Annotated in this window: 20 protein-coding genes and 1 pseudogene; 14 read left to right on the top strand and 7 right to left on the bottom strand. The window is 57.3% G+C overall.

What is annotated here, in order from left to right; genetic code table 11:
* Nucleotides 1–63 precede the first annotated feature (63 nt).
* The 4 genes from ACOTYB_RS10600 to ACOTYB_RS10585 form a co-directional block, all read right to left on the bottom strand.
* Nucleotides 64–1581, bottom strand: coding sequence for a carbohydrate porin (locus tag ACOTYB_RS10600; RefSeq protein WP_003857084.1), 1518 nt, complete (start codon nt 1579–1581; stop codon nt 64–66).
* Nucleotides 1582–1752: 171 nt separating this feature from the next.
* A complete protein-coding gene (locus tag ACOTYB_RS10595; protein ID WP_003857083.1) occupies nt 1753–2649 on the bottom strand; it encodes an aminoimidazole riboside kinase in 897 nt (298 codons plus the stop codon).
* Between the two features lie 88 nt (nt 2650–2737).
* Nucleotides 2738–3949, bottom strand: a complete 1212-nt coding sequence (locus ACOTYB_RS10590) for a diguanylate phosphodiesterase (RefSeq protein ID WP_003857082.1) — start codon at nt 3947–3949, stop codon at nt 2738–2740.
* 87 nt (nt 3950–4036) lie between these two features.
* Complete coding sequence (locus ACOTYB_RS10585; RefSeq protein WP_126524904.1) at nt 4037–5512, bottom strand: alpha/beta hydrolase; 1476 nt, start codon at nt 5510–5512, stop codon at nt 4037–4039.
* Nucleotides 5513–5778: 266 nt separating this feature from the next.
* Between ACOTYB_RS10585 and ACOTYB_RS10580 the strand changes: the two genes are divergently transcribed.
* From ACOTYB_RS10580 to ACOTYB_RS10545, 8 genes and pseudogenes are all read left to right on the top strand, one after another.
* Nucleotides 5779–6633 (top strand): MurR/RpiR family transcriptional regulator, encoded by an 855-nt coding sequence (locus ACOTYB_RS10580; protein ID WP_022651219.1) that lies wholly within the window; start codon nt 5779–5781, stop codon nt 6631–6633.
* Nucleotides 6634–6645: 12 nt separating this feature from the next.
* Entirely contained in the window at nt 6646–7218 is a 573-nt protein-coding gene (ddpX, locus tag ACOTYB_RS10575; RefSeq protein WP_003857079.1) for a D-alanyl-D-alanine dipeptidase, read from the top strand.
* 15 nt (nt 7219–7233) lie between these two features.
* Nucleotides 7234–8766: an ABC transporter substrate-binding protein gene (locus tag ACOTYB_RS10570; RefSeq protein WP_409248860.1), complete on the top strand. Its 1533-nt coding sequence runs from the start codon at nt 7234–7236 to the stop codon at nt 8764–8766.
* Between the two features lie 23 nt (nt 8767–8789).
* Entirely contained in the window at nt 8790–9812 is a 1023-nt protein-coding gene (locus tag ACOTYB_RS10565; RefSeq protein ID WP_409248859.1) for an ABC transporter permease, read from the top strand.
* On the top strand, nt 9809–10705 hold the full coding sequence (gene ddpC / locus ACOTYB_RS10560; protein WP_003857076.1) for a D,D-dipeptide ABC transporter permease: 897 nt from the start codon (nt 9809–9811) through the stop codon (nt 10703–10705). The genes ACOTYB_RS10565 and ddpC overlap by 4 nt, the downstream gene beginning before the upstream one ends.
* The gene (locus ACOTYB_RS10555) at nt 10702–11688 is read left to right on the top strand and encodes an ABC transporter ATP-binding protein (protein ID WP_409248858.1); all 987 of its coding nucleotides are present in this window, start codon (nt 10702–10704) and stop codon (nt 11686–11688) included. The genes ddpC and ACOTYB_RS10555 overlap by 4 nt, the downstream gene beginning before the upstream one ends.
* Nucleotides 11681–12583: pseudogene (locus ACOTYB_RS10550) on the top strand (oligopeptide/dipeptide ABC transporter ATP-binding protein); the annotation flags it as partial. The gene ACOTYB_RS10555 and the pseudogene ACOTYB_RS10550, both read left to right, overlap by 8 nt.
* A complete protein-coding gene (locus tag ACOTYB_RS10545) occupies nt 12540–12650 on the top strand; it encodes a hypothetical protein (protein ID WP_366917885.1) in 111 nt (36 codons plus the stop codon). The pseudogene ACOTYB_RS10550 and the gene ACOTYB_RS10545, both read left to right, overlap by 44 nt.
* Here the strand turns inward: ACOTYB_RS10545 and ACOTYB_RS10540 are convergent.
* Entirely contained in the window at nt 12604–13353 is a 750-nt protein-coding gene (locus tag ACOTYB_RS10540) for an SDR family oxidoreductase (RefSeq protein ID WP_003857073.1), read from the bottom strand. The two genes, ACOTYB_RS10545 and ACOTYB_RS10540, sit on opposite strands and share 47 nt — an antisense overlap.
* Before the next feature lie 137 nt (nt 13354–13490).
* Here ACOTYB_RS10540 and ACOTYB_RS10535 point away from each other — a divergent pair, with 137 nt between their 5' ends.
* Nucleotides 13491–14396 carry a LysR family transcriptional regulator gene (locus ACOTYB_RS10535; protein WP_023324676.1) on the top strand — a complete coding sequence of 302 codons (906 nt, stop codon included), beginning with the start codon at nt 13491–13493 and terminating at the stop codon, nt 14394–14396.
* A gap of 23 nt (nt 14397–14419) precedes the next feature.
* Here ACOTYB_RS10535 and ACOTYB_RS10530 read toward each other — a convergent pair whose 3' ends face one another.
* Together ACOTYB_RS10530 and ACOTYB_RS10525 are read right to left on the bottom strand one after the other, a co-directional pair.
* Nucleotides 14420–14848 carry an OsmC family protein gene (locus ACOTYB_RS10530; RefSeq protein ID WP_045894417.1) on the bottom strand — a complete coding sequence of 143 codons (429 nt, stop codon included), beginning with the start codon at nt 14846–14848 and terminating at the stop codon, nt 14420–14422.
* Between the two features lie 69 nt (nt 14849–14917).
* Nucleotides 14918–15805, bottom strand: coding sequence for a LysR family transcriptional regulator (locus tag ACOTYB_RS10525; RefSeq protein ID WP_023314180.1), 888 nt, complete (start codon nt 15803–15805; stop codon nt 14918–14920).
* Between the two features lie 111 nt (nt 15806–15916).
* Between ACOTYB_RS10525 and ACOTYB_RS10520 the strand changes: the two genes are divergently transcribed.
* The 5 genes from ACOTYB_RS10520 to ACOTYB_RS10500 all read left to right on the top strand — a co-directional run bounded on the left by ACOTYB_RS10520 (nt 15917) and on the right by ACOTYB_RS10500 (nt 19805).
* Nucleotides 15917–16768, top strand: coding sequence for a Vmh family MBL fold metallo-hydrolase (locus tag ACOTYB_RS10520; protein WP_220153874.1), 852 nt, complete (start codon nt 15917–15919; stop codon nt 16766–16768).
* Nucleotides 16769–16819: 51 nt separating this feature from the next.
* On the top strand, nt 16820–17341 hold the full coding sequence (locus tag ACOTYB_RS10515) for a VOC family protein (protein ID WP_220153844.1): 522 nt from the start codon (nt 16820–16822) through the stop codon (nt 17339–17341).
* Nucleotides 17342–17482: 141 nt separating this feature from the next.
* Nucleotides 17483–17698, top strand: coding sequence for a biofilm-dependent modulation protein (gene bdm / locus ACOTYB_RS10510; RefSeq protein WP_003857061.1), 216 nt, complete (start codon nt 17483–17485; stop codon nt 17696–17698).
* Between the two features lie 95 nt (nt 17699–17793).
* Nucleotides 17794–17931 (top strand): stationary-phase-induced ribosome-associated protein, encoded by a 138-nt coding sequence (gene sra / locus ACOTYB_RS10505; protein ID WP_003857059.1) that lies wholly within the window; start codon nt 17794–17796, stop codon nt 17929–17931.
* Between the two features lie 176 nt (nt 17932–18107).
* Nucleotides 18108–19805 (top strand): NAD-dependent malic enzyme, encoded by a 1698-nt coding sequence (locus tag ACOTYB_RS10500; protein ID WP_003857058.1) that lies wholly within the window; start codon nt 18108–18110, stop codon nt 19803–19805.
* The last annotated feature ends 171 nt before the right edge of the window (nt 19806–19976 follow it).

The following is a 19976-nucleotide window of genomic DNA, read 5'->3' as shown; positions in this document are numbered from 1 at the left end:
TACCTCTTCCTGACCTCTTTTTATGGTGTTCGAAACGCCCCCGCGATGCGGGAGCGTGAAGGGTTAAAACCAGGTTTCCATCTGCACCCCAAAGTTCCATTCCCCGCCCGCGTTAAAGCCGCTGCTGCCAAAGGCGTCATCGCTGGCGTAGTTATCCAGCTTGCTGCTCCAGTCCATCCAGGTGGCGAACAGGCGCAGCTCCGGACGGCTGAAGAAATCGCCAATCTTGCCCGCCTTTAACGTCGGGGCGAAGGTCAGCTTGTAGAAGCTACCGTTAACCGCATTGCGATCCTTGTAGCCTTCCGGGCTTAAATCCATGTACTGATAGCTGCCCTCGAACGCGAGGGCGAAATTCTGGGTCACCTCTTTGATCAGACGCGTGTTGAACGTGATCCACTCATAGCTGTCGCCCTTCACGTAGCGGTCCTTACTGCTTTGCGCCAGCACGGCGGGCGCAATGTGCCAGCCACCGCCCAGAGGCGTGACACCGTAACTAGCAAAACGCCAGGTATCGGCTTCTGACAGCAGCGCGCCGTCTGAACCAATGCTTTTCACCTCGGCGCCCAGACCGTGGCCGTAAAGGAGCGCCGTTTTGGCGGAACCTTCCCGCAGGCCGTAGAAGCTCTCGTTATGCAGACCAACCAGCGCATGTACTCCGTTATTGGCCGCGTCGGTTTTAATCGGATCGCCGTTGCTGTCCTTACGGTCGTCGTTATCTTTTGCTCGTAAGCCGCTGACCATCATCTGCACCGGCCCGGCGAAGTGATTCATGCTGAGGATGTAGTTCTGAACGTTGTTGTCGATCTCCTCTTCGCTGCCGAAGTTACGGCCATAAAGGGAGAAGTTACTGCGCAGCGTATCGTTCCACTTCACGTCGTAGACGCCGCCACCGGTCCCGGCGAGAAATACCACGTCGGAATCCAGCCAGTGAATGTCGAAGTTGTCGCGGTCAAAACGCTTACCCGCCCAGAAGGTGCTGCCCTTCAGCGCGCCGGTAAAGTCCGGCAAATTGCCCAGCTCGGCAAAGGCCTGACGAATGTTCAGGTCGCTGCTGTCTGCCGACCAGTCGTTATAGGTTTTCTGACCGTCGGCCAGCATCGCCTTAAAGCGCGTCGTCGCGCCATTCTCCAGCGTCTGTTTGTGCTCAACATTCAGCTCAACGTAGGTATCCGCTTCGTTCCCCAGACGCCCGATGGCCCCGCCCGTTTCCCCGGCGGGCGTCAAATAAGGGCCGCTTTTGCTGCTGGAGGCCGCGTCGTTCATCAGCAGGCCGGAACGGGCGTAACCGTGAAATTCAAAACCGCCTGTCCGGTCGGCTTTTTCTTCCAGCACCGTGGTGCGTTGCGCCACCGCCTGTGTGGAGGTTTGCGCTTCCTGCTGCGCAGCCACCAGCAGCTGTGTTTTCTGTTCCGCTGCCGTGGCGCGCTTTTCAGCAACCTGCGCGCGAGTTTCCGCCTCCTGCAAACGCTGCTCCAGCGCCGCCAGGCGCGCTTCGATACGGGTCATATCCGTCTGGGCAAAAACAGAGGTACTGCCGGCCAGCATGCCTATCATCACGGCAAGTCTGCGTTTTTTATACATTTTGTCGCATCCCTAATAACTATCGGTGAAAGTGCTAAATTGCTAAACCGGTTTAGGCTGGTGATACTAAACCGTTGAATTTTAGATCGGCAATGTTTTTTGCTAAACCGTTTTAGTAAGTGTGATCGAGGCGACAATTCAGGCCGCCGAATGGTGGCCTTGAGAGGTGAATTACAGTTCGTGATGATAAGGCAGCGCGGTCATTGCCCCTTTTGCGGTTGTCGCCAGCGCCCCACAGCGCTGCGCCAGCGTGATGACCTCTGAGAGACGGGCCTGGCCATAACGTGCCAGACCGAACAGTAGCCCGGCGACGAAAGCATCCCCCGCGCCAGTGGTATCAATGCATTCCACGGGTGATGCAGCATAGTGTGTCAACACGCCTTCCTGCCAGGCGGTGACGCCCTCTTTTCCCTGCGTTACCAGCACCAGCCTGGCCGGACAGGTGCGCATCAGCGCCGCCAGCCCCTCATGGACCTGCGCATTTCCGGTTAAGAACGCCAGTTCTTCCTCCGAGATTTTCACCACATCTGCACAGGCTAATGCCCGCTCAAGACACTGACGCAGCTCGACTTCATCGTGCCAGAGATCGGCGCGAATATTGGGGTCAAAGCTGACGAATCCCCCCGCCTGTCTGATCGCGGCCATCGCCAGAAACGTCGCGGAACGGCTGGGTTCGGCGCTGAGCGCGATAGAGCAGACGTGCAGCCACTCCCCGGCGCGGAATGGCGGGAGATCGGCAGAGTCGAGGAATAAATCAGCGCTCGGGCGAACCATAAAGGTAAAGGAACGTTCACCGTCGTTATCGAGATCCACCACCACCGTGGAGGTGCGATGCTGCGGGTCCAGCCGCAGCCATTTTGTATTAACCTGCTCATCTGCAAGCGTTTTTTGCATAAAACGCCCGAAGGGGTCGTCGCCCACCCGGCCTATAAAGGCGCTTCTGCCGCCCAGACGCGCTACCCCTACCGCGACGTTGGCCGGTGCGCCGCCAGGACATTGCAGCAGTTTGCCCTCTCCGTCGGGCAACAGATCCACCACTGCATCGCCAAGTACCCAGATCGTCTCCATATCACCTTCTTAGCTAAATCATGTTAAACCGGTTTAGCTATTTAAGCACAGGCAGGGTGTCGGGGAAATATGGCGAGGGAAAATTTGCTTAACCCACCCGATGGGGCCAGTGGATATCACCCACGCCATTGAGCTGCGGGCGGGCGAACAAAAAGCCCTGGAAGCGGCGAATACCGGCGTATTCAAGCCAGCACCACTCTTCTATCTTCTCAATGCCTTCTGCGACCAGCGTAATCTCCAGATCGGTGCAGCAGCTGATTATCGACTTCACAATCGCCTGCTTGGGCCCGCTCAGGTGGATATCGCTGACGATCTCTCTGTCGATTTTGAGTTTATCCGGCTGGAACCGCGTGAGCAGCGAAAGACCAGCATAGCCGGAACCAAAATCATCTATCGCCAGCCCAACCCCTTCCGCCCGCAGCTGTTTAATCGCGCTGTTAAACTGGTTGAAGCCTGAAATCATCTCGTTCTCAGTGACTTCAATGATCACCTGCTCCGGCTGTAGATTGTGCTTTTTGATCTGCGTTACCAGGAACTCTACCGCGCCCGGCACGTTAACCAGCGACATTGGCAGCAGGTTCACCGCCAGTTTGTGGCTGCCGATGCCGAGCTTTTGCGCCAGCGCAAAGGTCCAGGCTTTGGTTTGCAGGTCGACTTCGTAAATCAGTTCACGATCGAGACTACGGAAGAAATGCTCCGGGCTGCCGCCGTCGTTTCCGCGTATAAGCGCTTCGAGAGAACTGATCTTGCCTTCGGACGGCTCGACAATGGGTTGCAGCGCAAACTGGCAGGGCTGTCCCGCCAGCAGACCTAACCCTTTACCAAACGGCGCGCGCTCTCGCGAAAGCGTCCATTTATCGGGCTCATAGTCCGAAGCGGGTGGGATAGCGGTTTTACCGGTGATAAAGGTCTGAATGAATTTGAAGACCCGATCCTCAGAAGTCAGATAGCTTTCCAGCTTGCTGTAATGCAGAACCGACGCCAGAACCGCTTTCGGGGTCTGAACGTCCAGGTCAAACAGCAGCATTCCCACGTCTTCGAAACGTCTGCGCGGGCCGTAATCGCGCATCAGTTCCACTACGCCGGTATGCCGGTCATCCGCACGGATGGAGTTAAAAAGCGCGACGACGCGCTGTTCCGTGCCTTCGAGAATTTGCAGAACGTCACGTCCACGGGAGAGAAGAATGCCTGAGATGCCCTGCTCCGTGTTACGGATCCTGGCCTGTTCAACCAGCGCGCTTAACGCTGCAGAGGTGCAGGTTAAGCTCAGCTGGCTTCGATAAATGAGAGTTGTCAGCACAGAAACGGGGTCCGGTATGGGGTATACGCCTGAACGGTACTGTTTAACACAGTTCCCCGGTGTGACCTAATCTATTCCACGTTGGGCTTAATTATCACCGATACGGCTGTCGATCCGCGTCTGCATATAGTCGTAGAACGGATTCGACGTCACGCGCATCAGCGCATCTTTGCCGACGCTCAGAACCGATGTTTCTCCCCACAGGGCTATCGTCCCGAGGCTGATACCGTAGCGGTTTTTCACCGCAGGATGGCGGCCATAAAGATCGTCATCCTGCGGGAACGGAATGGCAACATGTGACAGGGAATAAACCTCCTGCGGATACGCGACCGACAGCGGCATCACCGTTTCCCGGGTGCTGCCCGCTGGCGTTTTCTTTGCCACCATATCAAACCTGTCGGGGCTGGCATTGGTCACAATTGTGACACTGTAACGTCTTTTTGCCTCCGGCAGCAGGTCAGCCACCGCCGTCCAGGATGATGGCCTGAACAGTGGACGGAAACTCCCGGCCTGGTTGATATCAAAAACCACCAGTTCGCTGCCGTTTGCCGGAAGCTGGTCAAACAGCCCGCTGACCACGGCGCGGGTACTGACCGTTGAATCCATGACCGACTGGAAAGCAAGTATCGGCGGAAGCTGCGCCAGTTTGTGATCATGAACACCGCGATTTATCTGCTCATGCAGCGCCTGGGTAAGCAGCCAGGACTGACGTGCCGCATTCACCGGGAACGAATTGTATTTATAAGGATTATATTCTGGCGAAATGTTGAGCCACGCGGCTTTGGCAAACGCCGGTAACATAGCCGGTAGCCCCGCGAATCCGGCAAAGCGCGCAAACGCCGTGACGCCAATCATCGGTGAGAGCAAAACGATCTGCTCAGGTTGACGCAGTGCAGGCGCATCAAGGGCGTCGAGGGCATATTTCATCGCCAGCGCCCCGCCGTTGGAGTAGCCCACCAGATGCAGGGGGAGATCGTTCCCCGTCAGGCGTGTCGCTTCACGAACCGCGAGGCGCGTTGCCGCCAGCCACGCCTCCCAGTCAACGTCTGTCAGCGCGCCCGGTGCCGTGCCGTGTCCGGGCAAACGAGGCACTACGGCCACAAAGCCGTGCTGTTGATAATTCTCTGCCAGATGCCTGACGCTGTAGGGCGAATCCGTCAGACCGTGCAGCAATACCACCCCCCCGCGCGGCTTTCCGGCAGGCATCAGCACGAACGACCGGTTTGCATCCGGGGAAAAGTGTCCTGGCCACACCAGGCTCTGGCGGTAATAACGGTTCAGCGGCGTGCGCTCTGCGGGGGTGACTTTCGCCGTCACCTCAGCGTCGAGAGCGGTGAAGATGGCGTTTTCCCGCGCGACATACGCTGCGAAGGTCGCGTTATCCATCTCCTGCACAGACATTTCATCAGCCCGCCAGGTGTGCCAGTGATGCAGGGCTGGCCCCTGCTGCGAAAGATAAACCCGCACCGAAAGCAGAACGAGCACAATGATCCCGATGACCATCACTATTTTTTTTGCGAGAGCCATCAGGCGCACGCTGACCCGCCAGGGCAAATTCGCCATGTAAGGCTCCCTCTTTTTTCCCAGAGCTTTCATCTTACCAAAAAATGTGAAGAGGCTGACGTATTCACCAAATAGATACCCTTCAGCCTGCACACTGCACCAAAAGTGAACTACGCTGCACAAATGTTGATCACCTGTTAAACAAATATTGCATTAACTTTGCTGCACAGCGCGTTTTCGCCGCAATGTGAACATGGCACGCGTCCTGCATTGTTAATCCGGTAACAGAAACCCGGCCTTTGACAGCCAGTTAACAGCGAGGCGGTATGACGACCAAACCTGAGGTGTTGAGCCGTATCGAAGCGACCTTTAGCCAGCTCACCCCAAGCGAAAAGCGGGTGGCAAGCTGGATGCTGGCGCACGTCGGGCAGATCCCCTTTGAAACGGCAGAGAGCGTGGCGCTGGCCACGGCCACCAGCGGGATCACCGTCGGACGCTTTCTGCGCAAGCTGGGCTACCGCAACCTGGACGACGCCAAAAAAAGCCTGCGCGATCCCCACCAGCCCTGGGGCATTAACGAGCGTCTCGACTCCTGGAAGCAGCAACAGCCGCTGTCGGATCGCCTTCAGAACTCCCTGTCGCTGGAGGTGGACGCCATTGCCCATGTCTACCAGCTGGCGCAAAGCGAAACGTTCAGGCAGGTGGTCCAGCAACTTACCCATGCCGACGCCGTTTTCGTGCTGGGGATCCAGTCCACGCGCGGGATCGCCAATGCGTTCTTCAGCCATCTGGAGTATCTGCGCCCGCGGGTGAGCTATTCAGAAGGGCTCTCCGGTAGCTGGGTGGAGTCGCTTAACTCCGGCTTTGCGAACCCGTATATCGTGCTGACGGATACCCGCGCCTACTCCGCCATTGCCCGCCAGTACTGCCGCGTGGCGAGCGAAAAAGGCCTGGCGATGGCGCTGATCACCGATATCTGGTGCCCGTGGGCGCGGGATTACCCGATTGATTTACTCCAGGTGAAGACCGATACCGGCCATTTCTGGGATTCGCTGGCGCCGGTGAGCTGTCTGTTCAACCTGCTGCTGTCGGGCGTTGTGGAGGCGCTGGGGGATGCGCTGCCGGAACGTCTGGCAATCAACCGACAACTACAACAAGAGTTTGGTCAATTTGAACGCTAAAGGAGCGGAGCTATGCCTGAAGAGAGTCAACTGATTGATGTGGCGAAAACCTTTCCCACGCTGCATATCGATCTGAAATACGCGACCGCCGATAACATCACTGGCCGCCCGATCTACCAGCACGCCGCGTGCCTGTTGCATACGGATGCCGCCACCGCGCTGGCGAAAGCGATCGGCATCGCCGCGCTGGCCGGTCTGAAGCTGGTGGTTTACGACGCCTACCGCCCCCAGCAGGCGCAGTCGCAACTCTGGGATGCCTGCCCCAATCCGGAATACGTGGTGGATGTCGCAATTGGCTCTAACCACAGCCGGGGCACCGCCATTGACGTCACGCTGATGGATGAACACGACAACGTGCTGGATATGGGCGCCGGTTTTGACGAAATGCACGACCGTTCTCATGCCTGGCACCCTTCCGTTCCGCCTGAGGCGCAGCGAAATCGTCTGCTCCTGAACGCCGTTATGTACGGCGGCGGTTTTGTGGGCATCAGCAGCGAATGGTGGCATTTTGAGCTGCCGAATGCCGCCAGCTACCCGCTGTTAGATGACCAGTTCGCCTGTTATCCGACCACACACTCACTGTAATTCTGGAGCCCCGCCATGAAAACAACGCTGCTTACAACCCTGATTGCCGCTACGCTCGCCCTGAGCGCCCCTCTCGCGCTGGCGGCGGTGCCAAAAGATATGCTGGTGATTGGGAAAGCTGCCGATCCGCAAACGCTGGATCCGGCGGTCACTATCGATAACAACGACTGGACGGTGACCTACCCCTCGTACCAGCGTCTGGTGAAATACAAGCCTGGCACCACGGAGGTGGAAGGCGATCTGTCGACGGGCTGGAAGGCGTCTGACGACCAGAAAGAGTGGACGTTCACCCTGGCAGATAATGCAAAATTCTCCGACGGCACGCCGGTGACCGCCGAAGCGGTCAAGCTGTCGTTTGAACGTCTGCTGAAAATTAACCAGGGACCTTCCGAAGCGTTCCCGAAAGATTTGAAAGTGGACGCGGTGGATGAGCATACGGTGAAATTCACCCTCAGCCAGCCGTTCGCCCCGTTCCTCTACACGCTGGCCAATGACGGCGCGTCGATCGTCAACCCGGCGGTGCTGAAAGCCAATACCGCCGACGACGCACGCGGTTTCCTGGCGCAAAACACCGCGGGTTCCGGACCGTTTATGCTGAAAAGCTGGCGGAAAGGTCAGCAGCTGGTGATGGTGCCCAACCCACACTGGTCGGGTGAAAAGCCGCATTTCAAGCGCGTCTCGGTCAAGATTATCGGTGAAAGCGCCTCGCGTCGCCTGCAACTTTCCCGTGGCGATCTGGATATCGCCGACGCCCTGCCGGTGGATCAGCTTGCCGCTCTGAAGCAGGAAGGCAAAGTGGCCGTGGCGGAATACCCGTCCCTGCGGGTGACCTACCTCTATCTAAACAACAGTAAGCCTCCGATGGATCAGGTGGATTTGCGCCGCGCGGTCTCCTGGGCGACCGATTATCAGGGGATGGTGAAAGGCATTCTCAGCAGGAACGGCAAGCAGATGCGCGGCCCGATCCCGGAGGGCATGTGGGGCTTTGATGCGAACGCCATGCAGTACAGCTTTGACGAGGCCAAAGCCAAAGCGGCGCTGGAGAAAGTCAACGATAAACCGGCCAGCCTGACGTTCCTCTACTCCGATAACGACCCGAACTGGGAGCCTATCGCCCTCTCCACGCAGGCGAGCCTGGGCAAGCTGGGGATTAACGTCAAGCTCGAGAAACTGGCGAACGCCACCATGCGCGACCGCGTCGGCAAAGGTGATTATGACATTGCGATTGGTAACTGGAGCCCGGACTTCGCTGACCCGTACATGTTCATGAATTACTGGTTCGAATCGGACAAAAAAGGGCTGCCGGGTAACCGCTCATTCTATGAGAACAAAGAGGTCGATGCGCTGTTGCAGGCGGCACTGAAAACCACCGATCAGGCGGAGCGCACCAAAGATTACCAGCAGGCGCAGAAAGTGGTGATTGACGAGGCGGCTTACGTTTATCTGTTCCAGAAGAACTATCAGCTGGCGATGAACAAAGAGGTCAAAGGCTTCACCTTTAATCCGATGCTTGAGCAGGTCTTTAACATCGCCACCATGAGTAAGTAACGGCCCACGCCGGGGGGAAGTGTATGACGTTCTGGAGCATTGTGCGCCAGCGCTGCTGGGGGTTAATCCTGGTGGTGGCCGGTGTCTGTATTATTACTTATATTATTTCACACCTGATCCCCGGCGATCCGGCCCGCCTGCTGGCCGGTGACCGCGCCAGCGATGAAATCGTGCAGGGCATCCGCCAGCAGCTGGGGCTGGATCAACCGCTCTATATTCAGTTTGGCCGCTATGTAGAGGCGCTGGCGCATGGCGATCTGGGCACATCCATTCGCACCGGTCGCCCCGTTGCGGAAGATTTGAAAGCCTTTTTCCCCGCCACGCTGGAACTGGCCTTCTGCTCTTTGCTGCTGGCCCTGGTGATTGGCGTGCCGCTGGGCATTTTATCGGCGGTGTACCGTAACCGCTGGCTGGATCACCTGGTGCGACTGATGGCGATGACGGGCATCTCGACGCCTGCCTTCTGGCTGGGACTGGGTGTTATCGTTCTGTTCTACGGGCAACTGCAAATTCTGCCCGGCGGCGGCAGGCTGGACGACTGGCTCGATCCGCCCGCCCACGTTACCGGTTTTTATCTGCTGGACGCTCTGCTGGAAGGCAACGGCGAGGTGTTTTTCAACGCCCTACAGCACCTGATTCTACCCTCCCTGACCCTGGCCTTTGTGCATCTGGGTATTGTGGCGCGTCAGGTACGTTCCGCGATGCTGGAGCAACTGAGCGAGGATTATATTCGTACCGCCCGCGCGAGCGGGTTGCCGGGGTGGTACATCGTGCTGCGCTACGCCTTACCCAACGCCATGATCCCCTCCATTACCGTGCTCGGGCTGGCGCTGGGCGATCTGCTGTACGGCGCAGTCCTTACCGAAACCGTGTTTGCCTGGCCGGGAATGGGAGCCTGGGTGGTGACCTCCATTCAGGCGCTGGACTTCCCTGCCGTCATGGGCTTCGCGGTCGTGGTATCGCTGGCCTATGTCTTCGTCAATCTGGTGGTGGATCTGCTGTATCTGTGGATCGACCCGCGAATCGGGCGCGGAGGTGCCGAATGATGTTAACTCAGGAAACGCCCGTCCCTGTCAGCACCGCTAAACAGCGCATTAACTGGGCAAAGCTATTCTGGATGTTACGCAAAAGCCCGCTCACGCTGATCGGCGGGGTGATTATGATCGTGATGCTGCTGATGATGATGGTCTCGCCGTGGATAGTCCCGCACGATCCGAATGCGCTGGATCTGACCGCGCGATTGCAGGCGCCTTCAGCCCAGCACTGGTTTGGCACCGATGAGGTGGGCCGGGATCTGTTCAGCCGCGTGCTGGTGGGCAGCCAGCAGTCCATCACGGCGGGGCTGGCGGTGGTGGTGATTGCGGGCGGCATCGGTTCTCTGCTCGGCTGTTTGTCCGGCGTACTCGGCGGACGCGGCGACGCCATCATTATGCGTATCATGGACATTATGCTCTCCATCCCCTCGCTGGTGTTGACGATGGCGCTGGCCGCCGCGCTCGGCCCAAGCCTGTTTAACGCGATGCTGGCGATTGCGATTGTACGCATTCCGTTTTACGTGCGGCTGGCACGCGGGCAAACGCTGTTGGTGCGCCAGTTCACCTACGTGCAGGCCGCCCGCACCTTTGGCGCATCGCGCTGGCACCTGATCAGCTGGCATATTCTGCGTAACGCCCTTCCGCCGCTGATCGTACAGGCGTCGCTGGATATCGGCAGCGCCATCCTGATGGCCGCCACGCTGGGCTTTATTGGATTAGGCGCGCAGCAGCCGACCGCCGAATGGGGCGCGATGGTGGCCGTGGGGCGTAACTACGTGCTTGACCAGTGGTGGTACTGCGCGTTTCCGGGGGCGGCAATTCTGATCACGGCGGTTGGGTTTAATCTGTTTGGCGATGGTCTTCGCGACCTGCTGGATCCCAAATCAGGAGGGAAGCAGTCATGAGTGATTCCGTATTATCGATTGAAGATTTGCATCTGAGCTTCCCCATTTTTCGCGGTGACGTCCACGCGCTCAACCACGTCTCGCTGGAGATTGGCCGGGGTGAAATTGTCGGCGTGGTGGGCGAATCCGGCTCGGGAAAATCGGTCACCGCGATGCTGGCGATGCGCCTGCTGCCGGAAGGCAGTTACCATGTTCACCATGGCCGGGTCACCTTGCTCGGGGAAGATGTCCTGAACGCGTCGGAAAAACAGCTTCGTCAGTGGCGCGGCGCCAGGGTGGCGATGATTTTTCAGGAGCCGATGACGGCGCTTAACCCTACGCGCCGGATTGGCAGGCAAATGGTGGAGGTGATCCGCCAGCATCAGTCGCTTTCCCGCCGCAACGCGCAGCAGAAGGCGATCGCCCTGCTGGGCGAGATGCAAATCCCGGATGCGGCACAGGTGATGGAACGCTATCCGTTTGAGCTTTCCGGCGGCATGCGCCAGCGGGTGATGATCGCCCTTGCCTTCTCCTGCGAGCCGGAGCTGATCATTGCCGATGAGCCGACCACCGCGCTGGACGTGACCGTTCAGCGTCAGGTGCTGCGGCTACTGAAACACAAAGCGCGCGCCAGCGGGACGTCGGTGCTGTTTATCAGTCACGATATGGCGGTGGTGTCGCAGCTTTGTGACCGGATGTACGTTATGTACGCGGGCAGCGTGATCGAAAGCGGCAGCACGCAGACTTTGATCCACCATCCTGTACACCCCTATTCGATTGGCCTGCTGCGGTGTGCCCCGGAAAATGGTGAACCGCGCGAGATCCTCCCGGCCATTCCCGGCACGGTGCCTAACCTCAGCCACCTCCCGAGCGGATGTGCCTTTCGCGAACGCTGTTTTGCTGCCGGGGCGAAATGCAGCGAAACGCCGCGCTTAATTTCCACGGGCGCAGAAGGCCAACAGGCTGCCTGCTGGTACCCACAACAGGAGAGACGCCATGTCTGAGGTACTGCTGGAACTGGATAGCGTGCATGTGAATTTTCCTGCGCGCAAAAACTGGCTGGGGCGCGTGACGGAGCAGGTACACGCCCTCAACGGCATGGATCTCCGGATCCATCGCGGCGAAACGCTGGGCGTTGTGGGGGAATCCGGCTGTGGAAAGAGCACGCTGGCGCAACTGCTGATGGGCATGCTCAAACCGAGTACAGGTGCCTGTCAGCGCGCAAATGCGGCAGGCGGTATGCAGATGGTATTTCAGGACCCGCTCTCGTCCCTCGATCCGCGTTTACCCGTCTGGCGCATCATTACCGAGCCGGTGTGGATACAGCAACGCCGCAGCGAACGGGAGCGTCGTCAGCTGGCTCAGACGCTGGCGCAGCAGGTGGGCATTCGAGCAGAATATCTTGACCGCCTGCCGCATGCGTTTTCGGGCGGACAGCGCCAGCGCATCGCTATTGCCCGGGCGCTCTCTTCAGATCCGGACATCATCGTGCTGGATGAACCCACCAGCGCGCTGGATATTTCTGTCCAGGCGCAGATCCTCAATTTGCTGGTTGCCCTGCAACAGCAGCGAAATCTGACCTACGTACTGATCTCGCACAACGTCTCGGTGGTCCGGCACATGAGCGACCGGGTGGCAGTGATGTATCTGGGGCAGATCGTGGAGCTGGGTCCGGCGGACCAGGTGCTGAGTCAGCCGCGGCATCCGTATACGCAGCTGCTGCTTGACTCCGTTCCCCGTACCGGAGAACCGCTGGACGAAGATCTGGCATTACGCAAAACCGATCTTCCCGGTAATCGCCACCTGCCCGATGGCTGCTACTTCCGCGACCGCTGCCCGCTGGCGATGCAGGGATGTGAACGGCCGCAGCCGCTTCAGCCCACAGCCGAAGGCCGAAACGTACGCTGCTGGCGTAACCGCTAGATTTGCGCCATCCCGCCATCGACAAACAGCTCCGTGGCGTTAATAAAGCTGGCGGCATCGGACGCCAGAAACGCCACGGCTTTCCCGACTTCGCCCGGCGCGCCCAGGCGACCCAGCGGTACCTGGGCCGCCAGCGCATCGTATAATCCCTGACGCTGTTCTTCGGGAACCAGATCGCCAAGACCGGGCGTTTTCACGGGGCCAGGGCTGACGACGTTGACGCGTATCCCGCGGCCCTGTAAGTCCAGCGCCCAGGAGCGGGCAAAGTTACGCACGGCGGCTTTACTGGCGCTGTAGACGCTAAAATTCGCCGTCCCCTTAATCGAAACTGTCGACCCGGTGAGGATAATGGATGAACCAGATGAGAGCAGCGGCAGCGCTTTCTGGACGGTGAACAGCACGCCGCGCACGTTGGTGGCAAAAATCCGGTCAAACTGCTCTTCGGTGATAGCGCCCAGCGGCAGCATGTCGCCGCCCCCGGCGTTGGCGAACAGAATATCGAGTCGTCCTTCTTCTTTAGCAATCTGCGCGTAAACCGCATCCAGATCGGCCATTCTGGAGACGTCCGCGCGGATAGCTACCGCCGCGGCGCCAATGTCTGCCCGGGCAGCATCCAGTTCGGCCTGACGACGTCCGGTGATATAGACCTTCGCTCCCTGCGCCGCCAGCTCCTGTGCCGTTGCGAGACCAATACCGGTGCTGCCACCGGTCACCAGAGCGATTTTTCCTGCAAGCGTTGTATTCATACTCATAACCTTTTGTTGTGATGTAAAAGAGGAGCGTTTGCCCGCGTCAGGCAGACTTTAGACCTTGCGGGATTAGCGATAAACGGGCAAAAATGAAAATGAATTTTCACAGCAGGAAATAATCAGAGGAGATCTGTGTGGATCAGCTAATGGCAATGCGCGCCTTTACGCGGGTGGTTGAATCCGGAAGCTTTACCCGAGCGGCAGACTCCCTGAACATGCCGATAGCCACGCTGAGCAAGCTGGTAAAATCACTTGAAGCGCACCTGGAAACACGGCTGCTGCATCGCACGACGCGCCGGGTGGTCACGACGGCAGAAGGCATGGAATACTACGAGAAAGCGCTACGGGTATTAATTGATATAGAGGACATTGATACCGCCTTTCGCGCATCGTGCTGCACGCCCAAAGGCCATTTGCGTATTGACGTGGGGGGCTCAACCGCCCGGGACGTGCTGATCCCCCTGCTGCCGGATTTTTTTCAGCGCTACCCGGATCTGCGCATTAACCTGGGGGTAGCCGATCGTCCGGTAGATTTAATCAGCGGAAACGTGGACTGCGTGATCCGCGGCGGCCCGCTGGATGACTCTTCGCTTATCGCGCGGCATATCGGTGATGCCGGGATGATCGCCTGCGCGGCGCCGGGCTATCTTAAAGCTCACGGCATCCCTGCCTATCCGCAGGAGCTGCGCAACGGCCATAAGCTGATTAGCTACCTTTCCCCGGTTACCGGACGCGCATTTCCGTTCCGCTTCCTTGACCGGGGTGAGCCCCTGGAGATCAGCGTTCCGCACCACCTTGGGGTCAATGAAAGCAACGCACATCTGGCCGCGGCGCTGGCGGGTTTAGGGATTATTCAGACGTTTGGCTATGCTGCGAGAGCGCATCTGGAAACGGGCGCGCTGGTAGAGATCCTGAGCGACTGGCGTCCTAAGGCGTATCCTTTTCACGTGGTCTATCCCCAGAGTCGGCATTTAACGCATCGCCTGAGAGTGTTTATTGCGTGGCTTGCCGAGGTTTTCCCTGCGGCAGTGAAAGGTTAGCCGGGCATTTGCCCGGCCTGATATCAGTTCAGTTTGTAATCCAGCGTGATTTCGGCTTTCAGCAGCTGCGATACCGGACAACCCGCCTTCGCTTTCTGAATAATGCCGTCGAACTGCTGCGGATCGATACCCGGTACCGTCACCTTGCTTTGTAGCGCCACTTTGCTGATGGCAAAACCGCTGTCGGTTTTATCCAGCGAGACATCCGCCGTGGTATCGATGGAATCGGCGTTATAACCCGCTTCGCCCAGCATTAGCGACAGGGCCATAGAGAAACAGGCCGCGTGCGCTGCGCCAATCAGCTCTTCCGGGTTAGTCCCTTTTTCGCCCTCGAAGCGGGTGTTAAAGCCGTAAGGTTGCTGGTTAAGGACGCCACTCTCTGTTGAGACCGTCCCTTTGCCGCGTTTGATGTCGCCAGACCAGTGTGCTGAACCGTGCTTATGAATCGTCATTCTTGCTCTCCTTTTGGCTTACAAAGGGATAAGTATAGGACGCATAATCCATTTTGCAGGGAAGACAGACTAGTCCGAGCGCGTGGCAAGGTGGTTTGCAAGTGCATCCAGGAACACACGCTGCGCCGCAGGCTGATAGTCTCGCGACTGATAAATACCAAAAATACCGATCGGTTTTGGCGTAAAGGCGCCGAGCACCGGCACCAGGCTGCCCTGCCGTAGCGCCGCGTCGGCCTCGCGCTCGGGCAGCATGGCAATACCACAGTGGTTTATCGCCGCCTCCATCAGCAATGACGAGATACTGGCGCTGAGATTGCCGCTGACCGCCGTCGTGACCGACTCCCCTTCTGGCGTCAAAAAACGCCACGACTGACCGGCAAAAAAGCTGTAATGCAGGCAGTTGTGCCGGGATAAATCCTCCAGCTGCTCTGGAACGCCCCGACTGGCAAGGTAGTGCGGCGAGGCGCAAAGTACGGACCGACACTCTCCCAGTCGGCGGGCGATCATGCCCGGTTCAGGGTTATCGGTGATGCGGATCGCCACGTCAATTCGCTCGCCCACCAGACTTACCGGATGATTGTTAACATCCAGCTCAATGCGCAGCTGAGGGTAACGCTGCAACAGATCGGGCAGCACCGGAACGATAATATGCATCGCCGTAAAGTGCGCGCAGGCGACACGAAGCGTGCCTGAGGGTAAATCCTTCACTGACTGATCTTCAATTTCCTGAGAAATTTGCGAGAGCGTGCGGGTCTTTTGCAGGACCTTCTCCCCCGCCGCCGTCAGCGTCAGCTTGCGGGTGGAGCGGTTCACCAGCCGCGCCCCGGCCCACTTCTCCATTTGCTCCAGATAACGGCTCACCATCGGACGGGAGATCCCCAGCGCCCGCGCCGCCGCGCTTAAACTCCCCAGCTCACAGATGCGGTTGTACACCTGGGCGGCAATAACGCGATCCATTTTGACCTCCATTTGCTCGATTTATGAAACTAAGCATGTCCTGTTTCAGGAATTCTGGCAAATGAAGAGATCCGTACAATAGAGACTTTCCTGAAGAACAGAGACATGACCATGACTATCGCCCACCTTGCTTTGCTGACAACCCTTTTCACTCCGGCCGTCTTTGCCGCGCCGTTGACCGTTGATACGTACAACCCGCAGGAAAAAGGCATTTTTGCCGTTTCTTCCACGCTGGTGTCTGGCCCGAAAGAGGCGGTACTGTTTGACGCCCAGTTCAGCGTGAAAGATGGCGAAGCGCTGGTGGAAAAAATTCGCCACAGCGGTAAAACGCTGAACAAAATCGTGATCACCTCCGGCGATCCGGATTTCTATTTCGGCCTGCAACCGCTGGTGAAAGCCTTCCCTAATGCCAAAGTTGTCGCCACGCAACAGGTGGTGGACCATATCAGGGCCACAAAAGACGCGAAGCTCGCCTTCTGGGGGCCACAGATGAAAGACGGCGCGCCGTCACAGCTCTACGTGCCGCAAGTGCTTGCCTCAACCACCTTTATGATTGATGGTGAAAGAGTGAATATTGAAGAGCCTGAGAGCTATGCGGCGTACGTCTGGATCCCATCCGCAAAAACCATCCTCGGCGGCACGGGCGTCTCGTGGGGTATTCACGTCTGGACGGCGGATACCCAAACGCCGGAAAGCCGCAAACAGTGGCAGCAGACGCTGGATAGCATGGCAGCCCTTAAGCCCGAACACGTTATTCCGGGCCACTACCTTGGGACACCGCCAGCGGGTACCGGCGCTATGGACTTTACCCGTCGCTATCTACATCAGTTTGAACAGGCCCTCATGACACATAAAGCGTCAACCGGCGTCATTAGCACGATGAAAAAACAGTGGCCGAATCTGGCGGAAGCCAGTTCGCTGGAATTGAGTGCCAAAGTGAATACCGGCGAAATGAAGTGGTAATATCCTGATTATCTCCTGCTATATTTAAATTTTTTATAGCAGGAGTTTACTATGCCATCGTCAGTAAGGGGCATCGACCATATCGGTATTACGGTGCCCGACATTGAAAAAGCCACCCTATTTTTTGAACGCGCTTTCGGCGCACAGGTTTTATATCATTCTGTCGATGCGGAAACCGATAATATTGATCAGGCCGCCCAGCAGCACACCTTAAAATTATTTCCCGGCACAAAAATTCACGCCATTCGCATGCTTGTTATGCCCCATGGACCCGGCATTGAACTTTTCGAAATGCATGGCCCTGAACAGGGAATGCCCGCCCGCGCCAGCGACTTTGGCCTCCAGCATTTTGCTGTTTATGTTGATGATTTTGATAAGGCGATAGCCGCTTTCACCGCTGCCGGCGGGGAGATGTTTACCGCGCCAAAGCCGCTCACGTTTCCGGATGAGCAAGGTGAAGGGAATGCTTTCTGCTATGGACAGACCACCTGGGGCAGCATTGTGGAATTGATCTCCTGGCCGACGCCCATGCCTTATGAAAAAACGACAAATTTACGCCGCTGGAAACCCTGAATTTTATTTGTGTGCCAGGAGAGATGATATTTTTATTTCCAGGACGAATCTGAACCACAACGACGAAAATATTTGCCAATCTGAATGTGAATTACGATTTTGCACGCCGTAACATTAAACAGACAACGACACGGAGGCAGCATGTTTACTTATTACCCGGCACATACCACAGCAGCACAACCCGAACTCGTTAACGCGATTGCGCAGGGTCTTCAGGCAGAGCACGGTGTTGTTACCGAAGATGACATTTTGATGGAACTGACCAAGTGGGTGGAAGCCACAGACAATGACATCCTCAGTGACATCTACCAGCAAACCATCAACTATGTGGTCAGCGGGCAAAATGCACCTTTGTAAAAACCTGCTAAGCTGGATCAGCAACCTAAGGGGTTACATTTCGTTTGCGTGAGCAAACTTGTCCTTAAAACTATCAACGGGATTGAGGAGTTAAAATGAAATCGAACCGTCAGGCACGCCACATTCTGGGACTGAACTACAAGCTCTCTAACAAGCGTAAAGTGGTTATTGAGGAGGGTAGCGAAACGCAGGTTACCCACGCTACCGGCAGAAAACGCCCTTCCGGCAAGTAAGTTCCGGCACGATATTCACAACACCATCGGTAATCCCGATGGTGTTTTTGTTTATGTGTTGCGGTAATTAATATTCAGCTCCTTTATAATACCAACCGACCGCACCCCGTAGCACAGGCCAGAAAGATGACAAACAGCAGTGTCAGGGACGGATCTTCTTAAAAAGAGTGAGTGACATGGACAACAAACTGAAAAAACATCGTTCCCTTTATATTCCTTACGCCGGTCCGGTTTTACTGGAGTTTCCCCTTCTGAACAAAGGCAGCGCCTTTAGCATGGAAGAGCGCAGCAGCTTTAACCTGCTGGGCCTGCTGCCTGAAGTGGTTGAAACCATTGAAGAACAGGCGGAACGCGCCTGGATCCAGTATCAGGGTTTTAAAACCGAAATCGATAAGCACATCTACCTGCGTAATATCCAGGACACCAACGAAACCCTCTTCTACCGCCTGGTGCAGAACCATCTCGAAGAGATGATGCCCGTCATTTACACCCCAACCGTCGGCGCGGCATGTGAACGCTTCTCGGAGATCTACCGTCGTTCCCGCGGCGTGTTCATCTCTTATCAGAACCGTCACAACATGGATGACATTCTGCAAAACGTGCCGAACCACAACATCAAGGTGATCGTGGTAACCGATGGCGAACGTATTCTGGGCCTTGGCGACCAGGGCATTGGCGGGATGGGTATTCCCATCGGTAAGCTCTCGCTGTACACCGCCTGCGGCGGGATCAGCCCGGCCTACACCCTGCCGGTGGTCCTGGACGTGGGGACCAACAACCAGCAACTGCTGAACGATCCGCTGTACATGGGGTGGCGTCACCCGCGCATTACCGACGACGAGTACTATCAGTTTGTGGATGATTTCATCCAGGCCGTGAAGCACCGCTGGCCGGACGTGCTGTTGCAGTTCGAAGACTTCGCACAGAAAAACGCCATGCCGCTGCTGAACCGCTACCGCGATGAGATCTGCTCGTTCAACGATGACATTCAGGGCACTGCGGCAGTGACCGTCGGTACGCTGATTGCTGCGAGCCGTGCGGCAGGCAGCCAGCTTAGCTATCAGAAAATTGTCTTCCTGGGTGCAGGCTCCGCGGGCTGCGGCATCGCCGAGCAAATTATTGCCCAGACCCAGCGCGAAGGCTTAAGCGAAGAGCTCGCCCGCTCCCGCGTCTTTATGGTGGACCGTTTTGGCCTGCTGACCGACGGTATGCCAAACCTGCTCCCGTTCCAGACCAAACTGGTGCAGAAGCGCGAGAACCTGAAAAACTGGGATACGGATAACGAAGTGCTCTCGCTTCTTGACGTGGTGCGCAACGTGAAGCCGGATATTCTGATCGGCGTATCCGGGCAGACCGGCCTCTTCACGGAGGAGATTATTCGCGAGATGCATAAGCACTGCGAACGACCTATCGTGATGCCGCTATCGAACCCGACCTCACGCGTGGAGGCGACGCCGCAGGATATCATCGCCTGGACCGAAGGCAATGCGCTGGTCGCGACCGGCAGTCCGTTCGATCCGGTGGTGTGGAAGGACAAGCTCTACCCCATTGCGCAGTGCAATAACTCCTATATCTTCCCGGGTATTGGTTTGGGAGTGATCGCTTCCGGCGCGTCCCGCATCACCGACGAAATGCTGATGTCCGCGAGCGAAACGCTGGCAGGTCACTCACCACTGGTGAATAACGGTGAAGGCCTGGTACTGCCGGAGCTGAAAGACATTCATAAAGTGTCCCGCGCAATTGCCTTCGCGGTAGGCAAAATGGCGCAGCAGCAAGGCGTCGCGGTGAAAACCTCTGCCGATGCGTTGCAGCAAGCGATTGATGATAATTTCTGGATGCCGGAATACCGTAGCTATCGTCGTACTTCGATTTAAGCATCGCCCCTCACCCAGCCCTCTCCCCAAAGGGGAGAGGGTGAAAACCGCACCGGACAGTCCCCTCGCCCCTTTGGGGAGAGGGTTAGGGTGAGGGGAATATACGGCACTTCCCACTAGCCAAACCCATTTTCCCCCGCTACACTCCCTTCATCCATTAACCTACTGAAT

The sequence above is a fragment of the Enterobacter cloacae complex sp. IR5450 genome, assembly GCF_049238665.1.
Lineage (GTDB): Bacteria > Pseudomonadota > Gammaproteobacteria > Enterobacterales > Enterobacteriaceae > Enterobacter > Enterobacter hormaechei_C.
Note: the sequence above shows the minus strand (reverse complement) of the source record. Positions and strands in the feature narration are given on the sequence as shown.

Bases quoted from the DNA above. Each gene is read 5' to 3' on its own strand.
- ACOTYB_RS10555 (WP_409248858.1), top strand. From the start codon at position 10,702: ATGAGTGATTCCGTATTATCGATTGAAGATTTGCATCTGAGCTTCCCC.
- ACOTYB_RS10580 (WP_022651219.1), top strand. From the start codon at position 5,779: ATGACGACCAAACCTGAGGTGTTGAGCCGTATCGAAGCGACCTTTAGC.
- ACOTYB_RS10600 (WP_003857084.1), bottom strand. From the start codon at position 1,581: ATGTATAAAAAACGCAGACTTGCCGTGATGATAGGCATGCTGGCCGGC.
- ACOTYB_RS10520 (WP_220153874.1), top strand. From the start codon at position 15,917: ATGACTATCGCCCACCTTGCTTTGCTGACAACCCTTTTCACTCCGGCC.
- sra (WP_003857059.1), top strand. From the start codon at position 17,794: ATGAAATCGAACCGTCAGGCACGCCACATTCTGGGACTGAACTACAAG.
- ACOTYB_RS10565 (WP_409248859.1), top strand. From the start codon at position 8,790: ATGACGTTCTGGAGCATTGTGCGCCAGCGCTGCTGGGGGTTAATCCTG.
- ddpX (WP_003857079.1), top strand. From the start codon at position 6,646: ATGCCTGAAGAGAGTCAACTGATTGATGTGGCGAAAACCTTTCCCACG.
- ACOTYB_RS10540 (WP_003857073.1), bottom strand. From the start codon at position 13,353: ATGAATACAACGCTTGCAGGAAAAATCGCTCTGGTGACCGGTGGCAGC.
- ACOTYB_RS10595 (WP_003857083.1), bottom strand. From the start codon at position 2,649: ATGGAGACGATCTGGGTACTTGGCGATGCAGTGGTGGATCTGTTGCCC.
- ACOTYB_RS10515 (WP_220153844.1), top strand. From the start codon at position 16,820: ATGCCATCGTCAGTAAGGGGCATCGACCATATCGGTATTACGGTGCCC.
- ACOTYB_RS10530 (WP_045894417.1), bottom strand. From the start codon at position 14,848: ATGACGATTCATAAGCACGGTTCAGCACACTGGTCTGGCGACATCAAA.
- ACOTYB_RS10525 (WP_023314180.1), bottom strand. From the start codon at position 15,805: ATGGATCGCGTTATTGCCGCCCAGGTGTACAACCGCATCTGTGAGCTG.
- ACOTYB_RS10500 (WP_003857058.1), top strand. From the start codon at position 18,108: ATGGACAACAAACTGAAAAAACATCGTTCCCTTTATATTCCTTACGCC.
- bdm (WP_003857061.1), top strand. From the start codon at position 17,483: ATGTTTACTTATTACCCGGCACATACCACAGCAGCACAACCCGAACTC.
- ACOTYB_RS10585 (WP_126524904.1), bottom strand. From the start codon at position 5,512: ATGGCGAATTTGCCCTGGCGGGTCAGCGTGCGCCTGATGGCTCTCGCA.
- ACOTYB_RS10570 (WP_409248860.1), top strand. From the start codon at position 7,234: ATGAAAACAACGCTGCTTACAACCCTGATTGCCGCTACGCTCGCCCTG.
- ddpC (WP_003857076.1), top strand. From the start codon at position 9,809: ATGATGTTAACTCAGGAAACGCCCGTCCCTGTCAGCACCGCTAAACAG.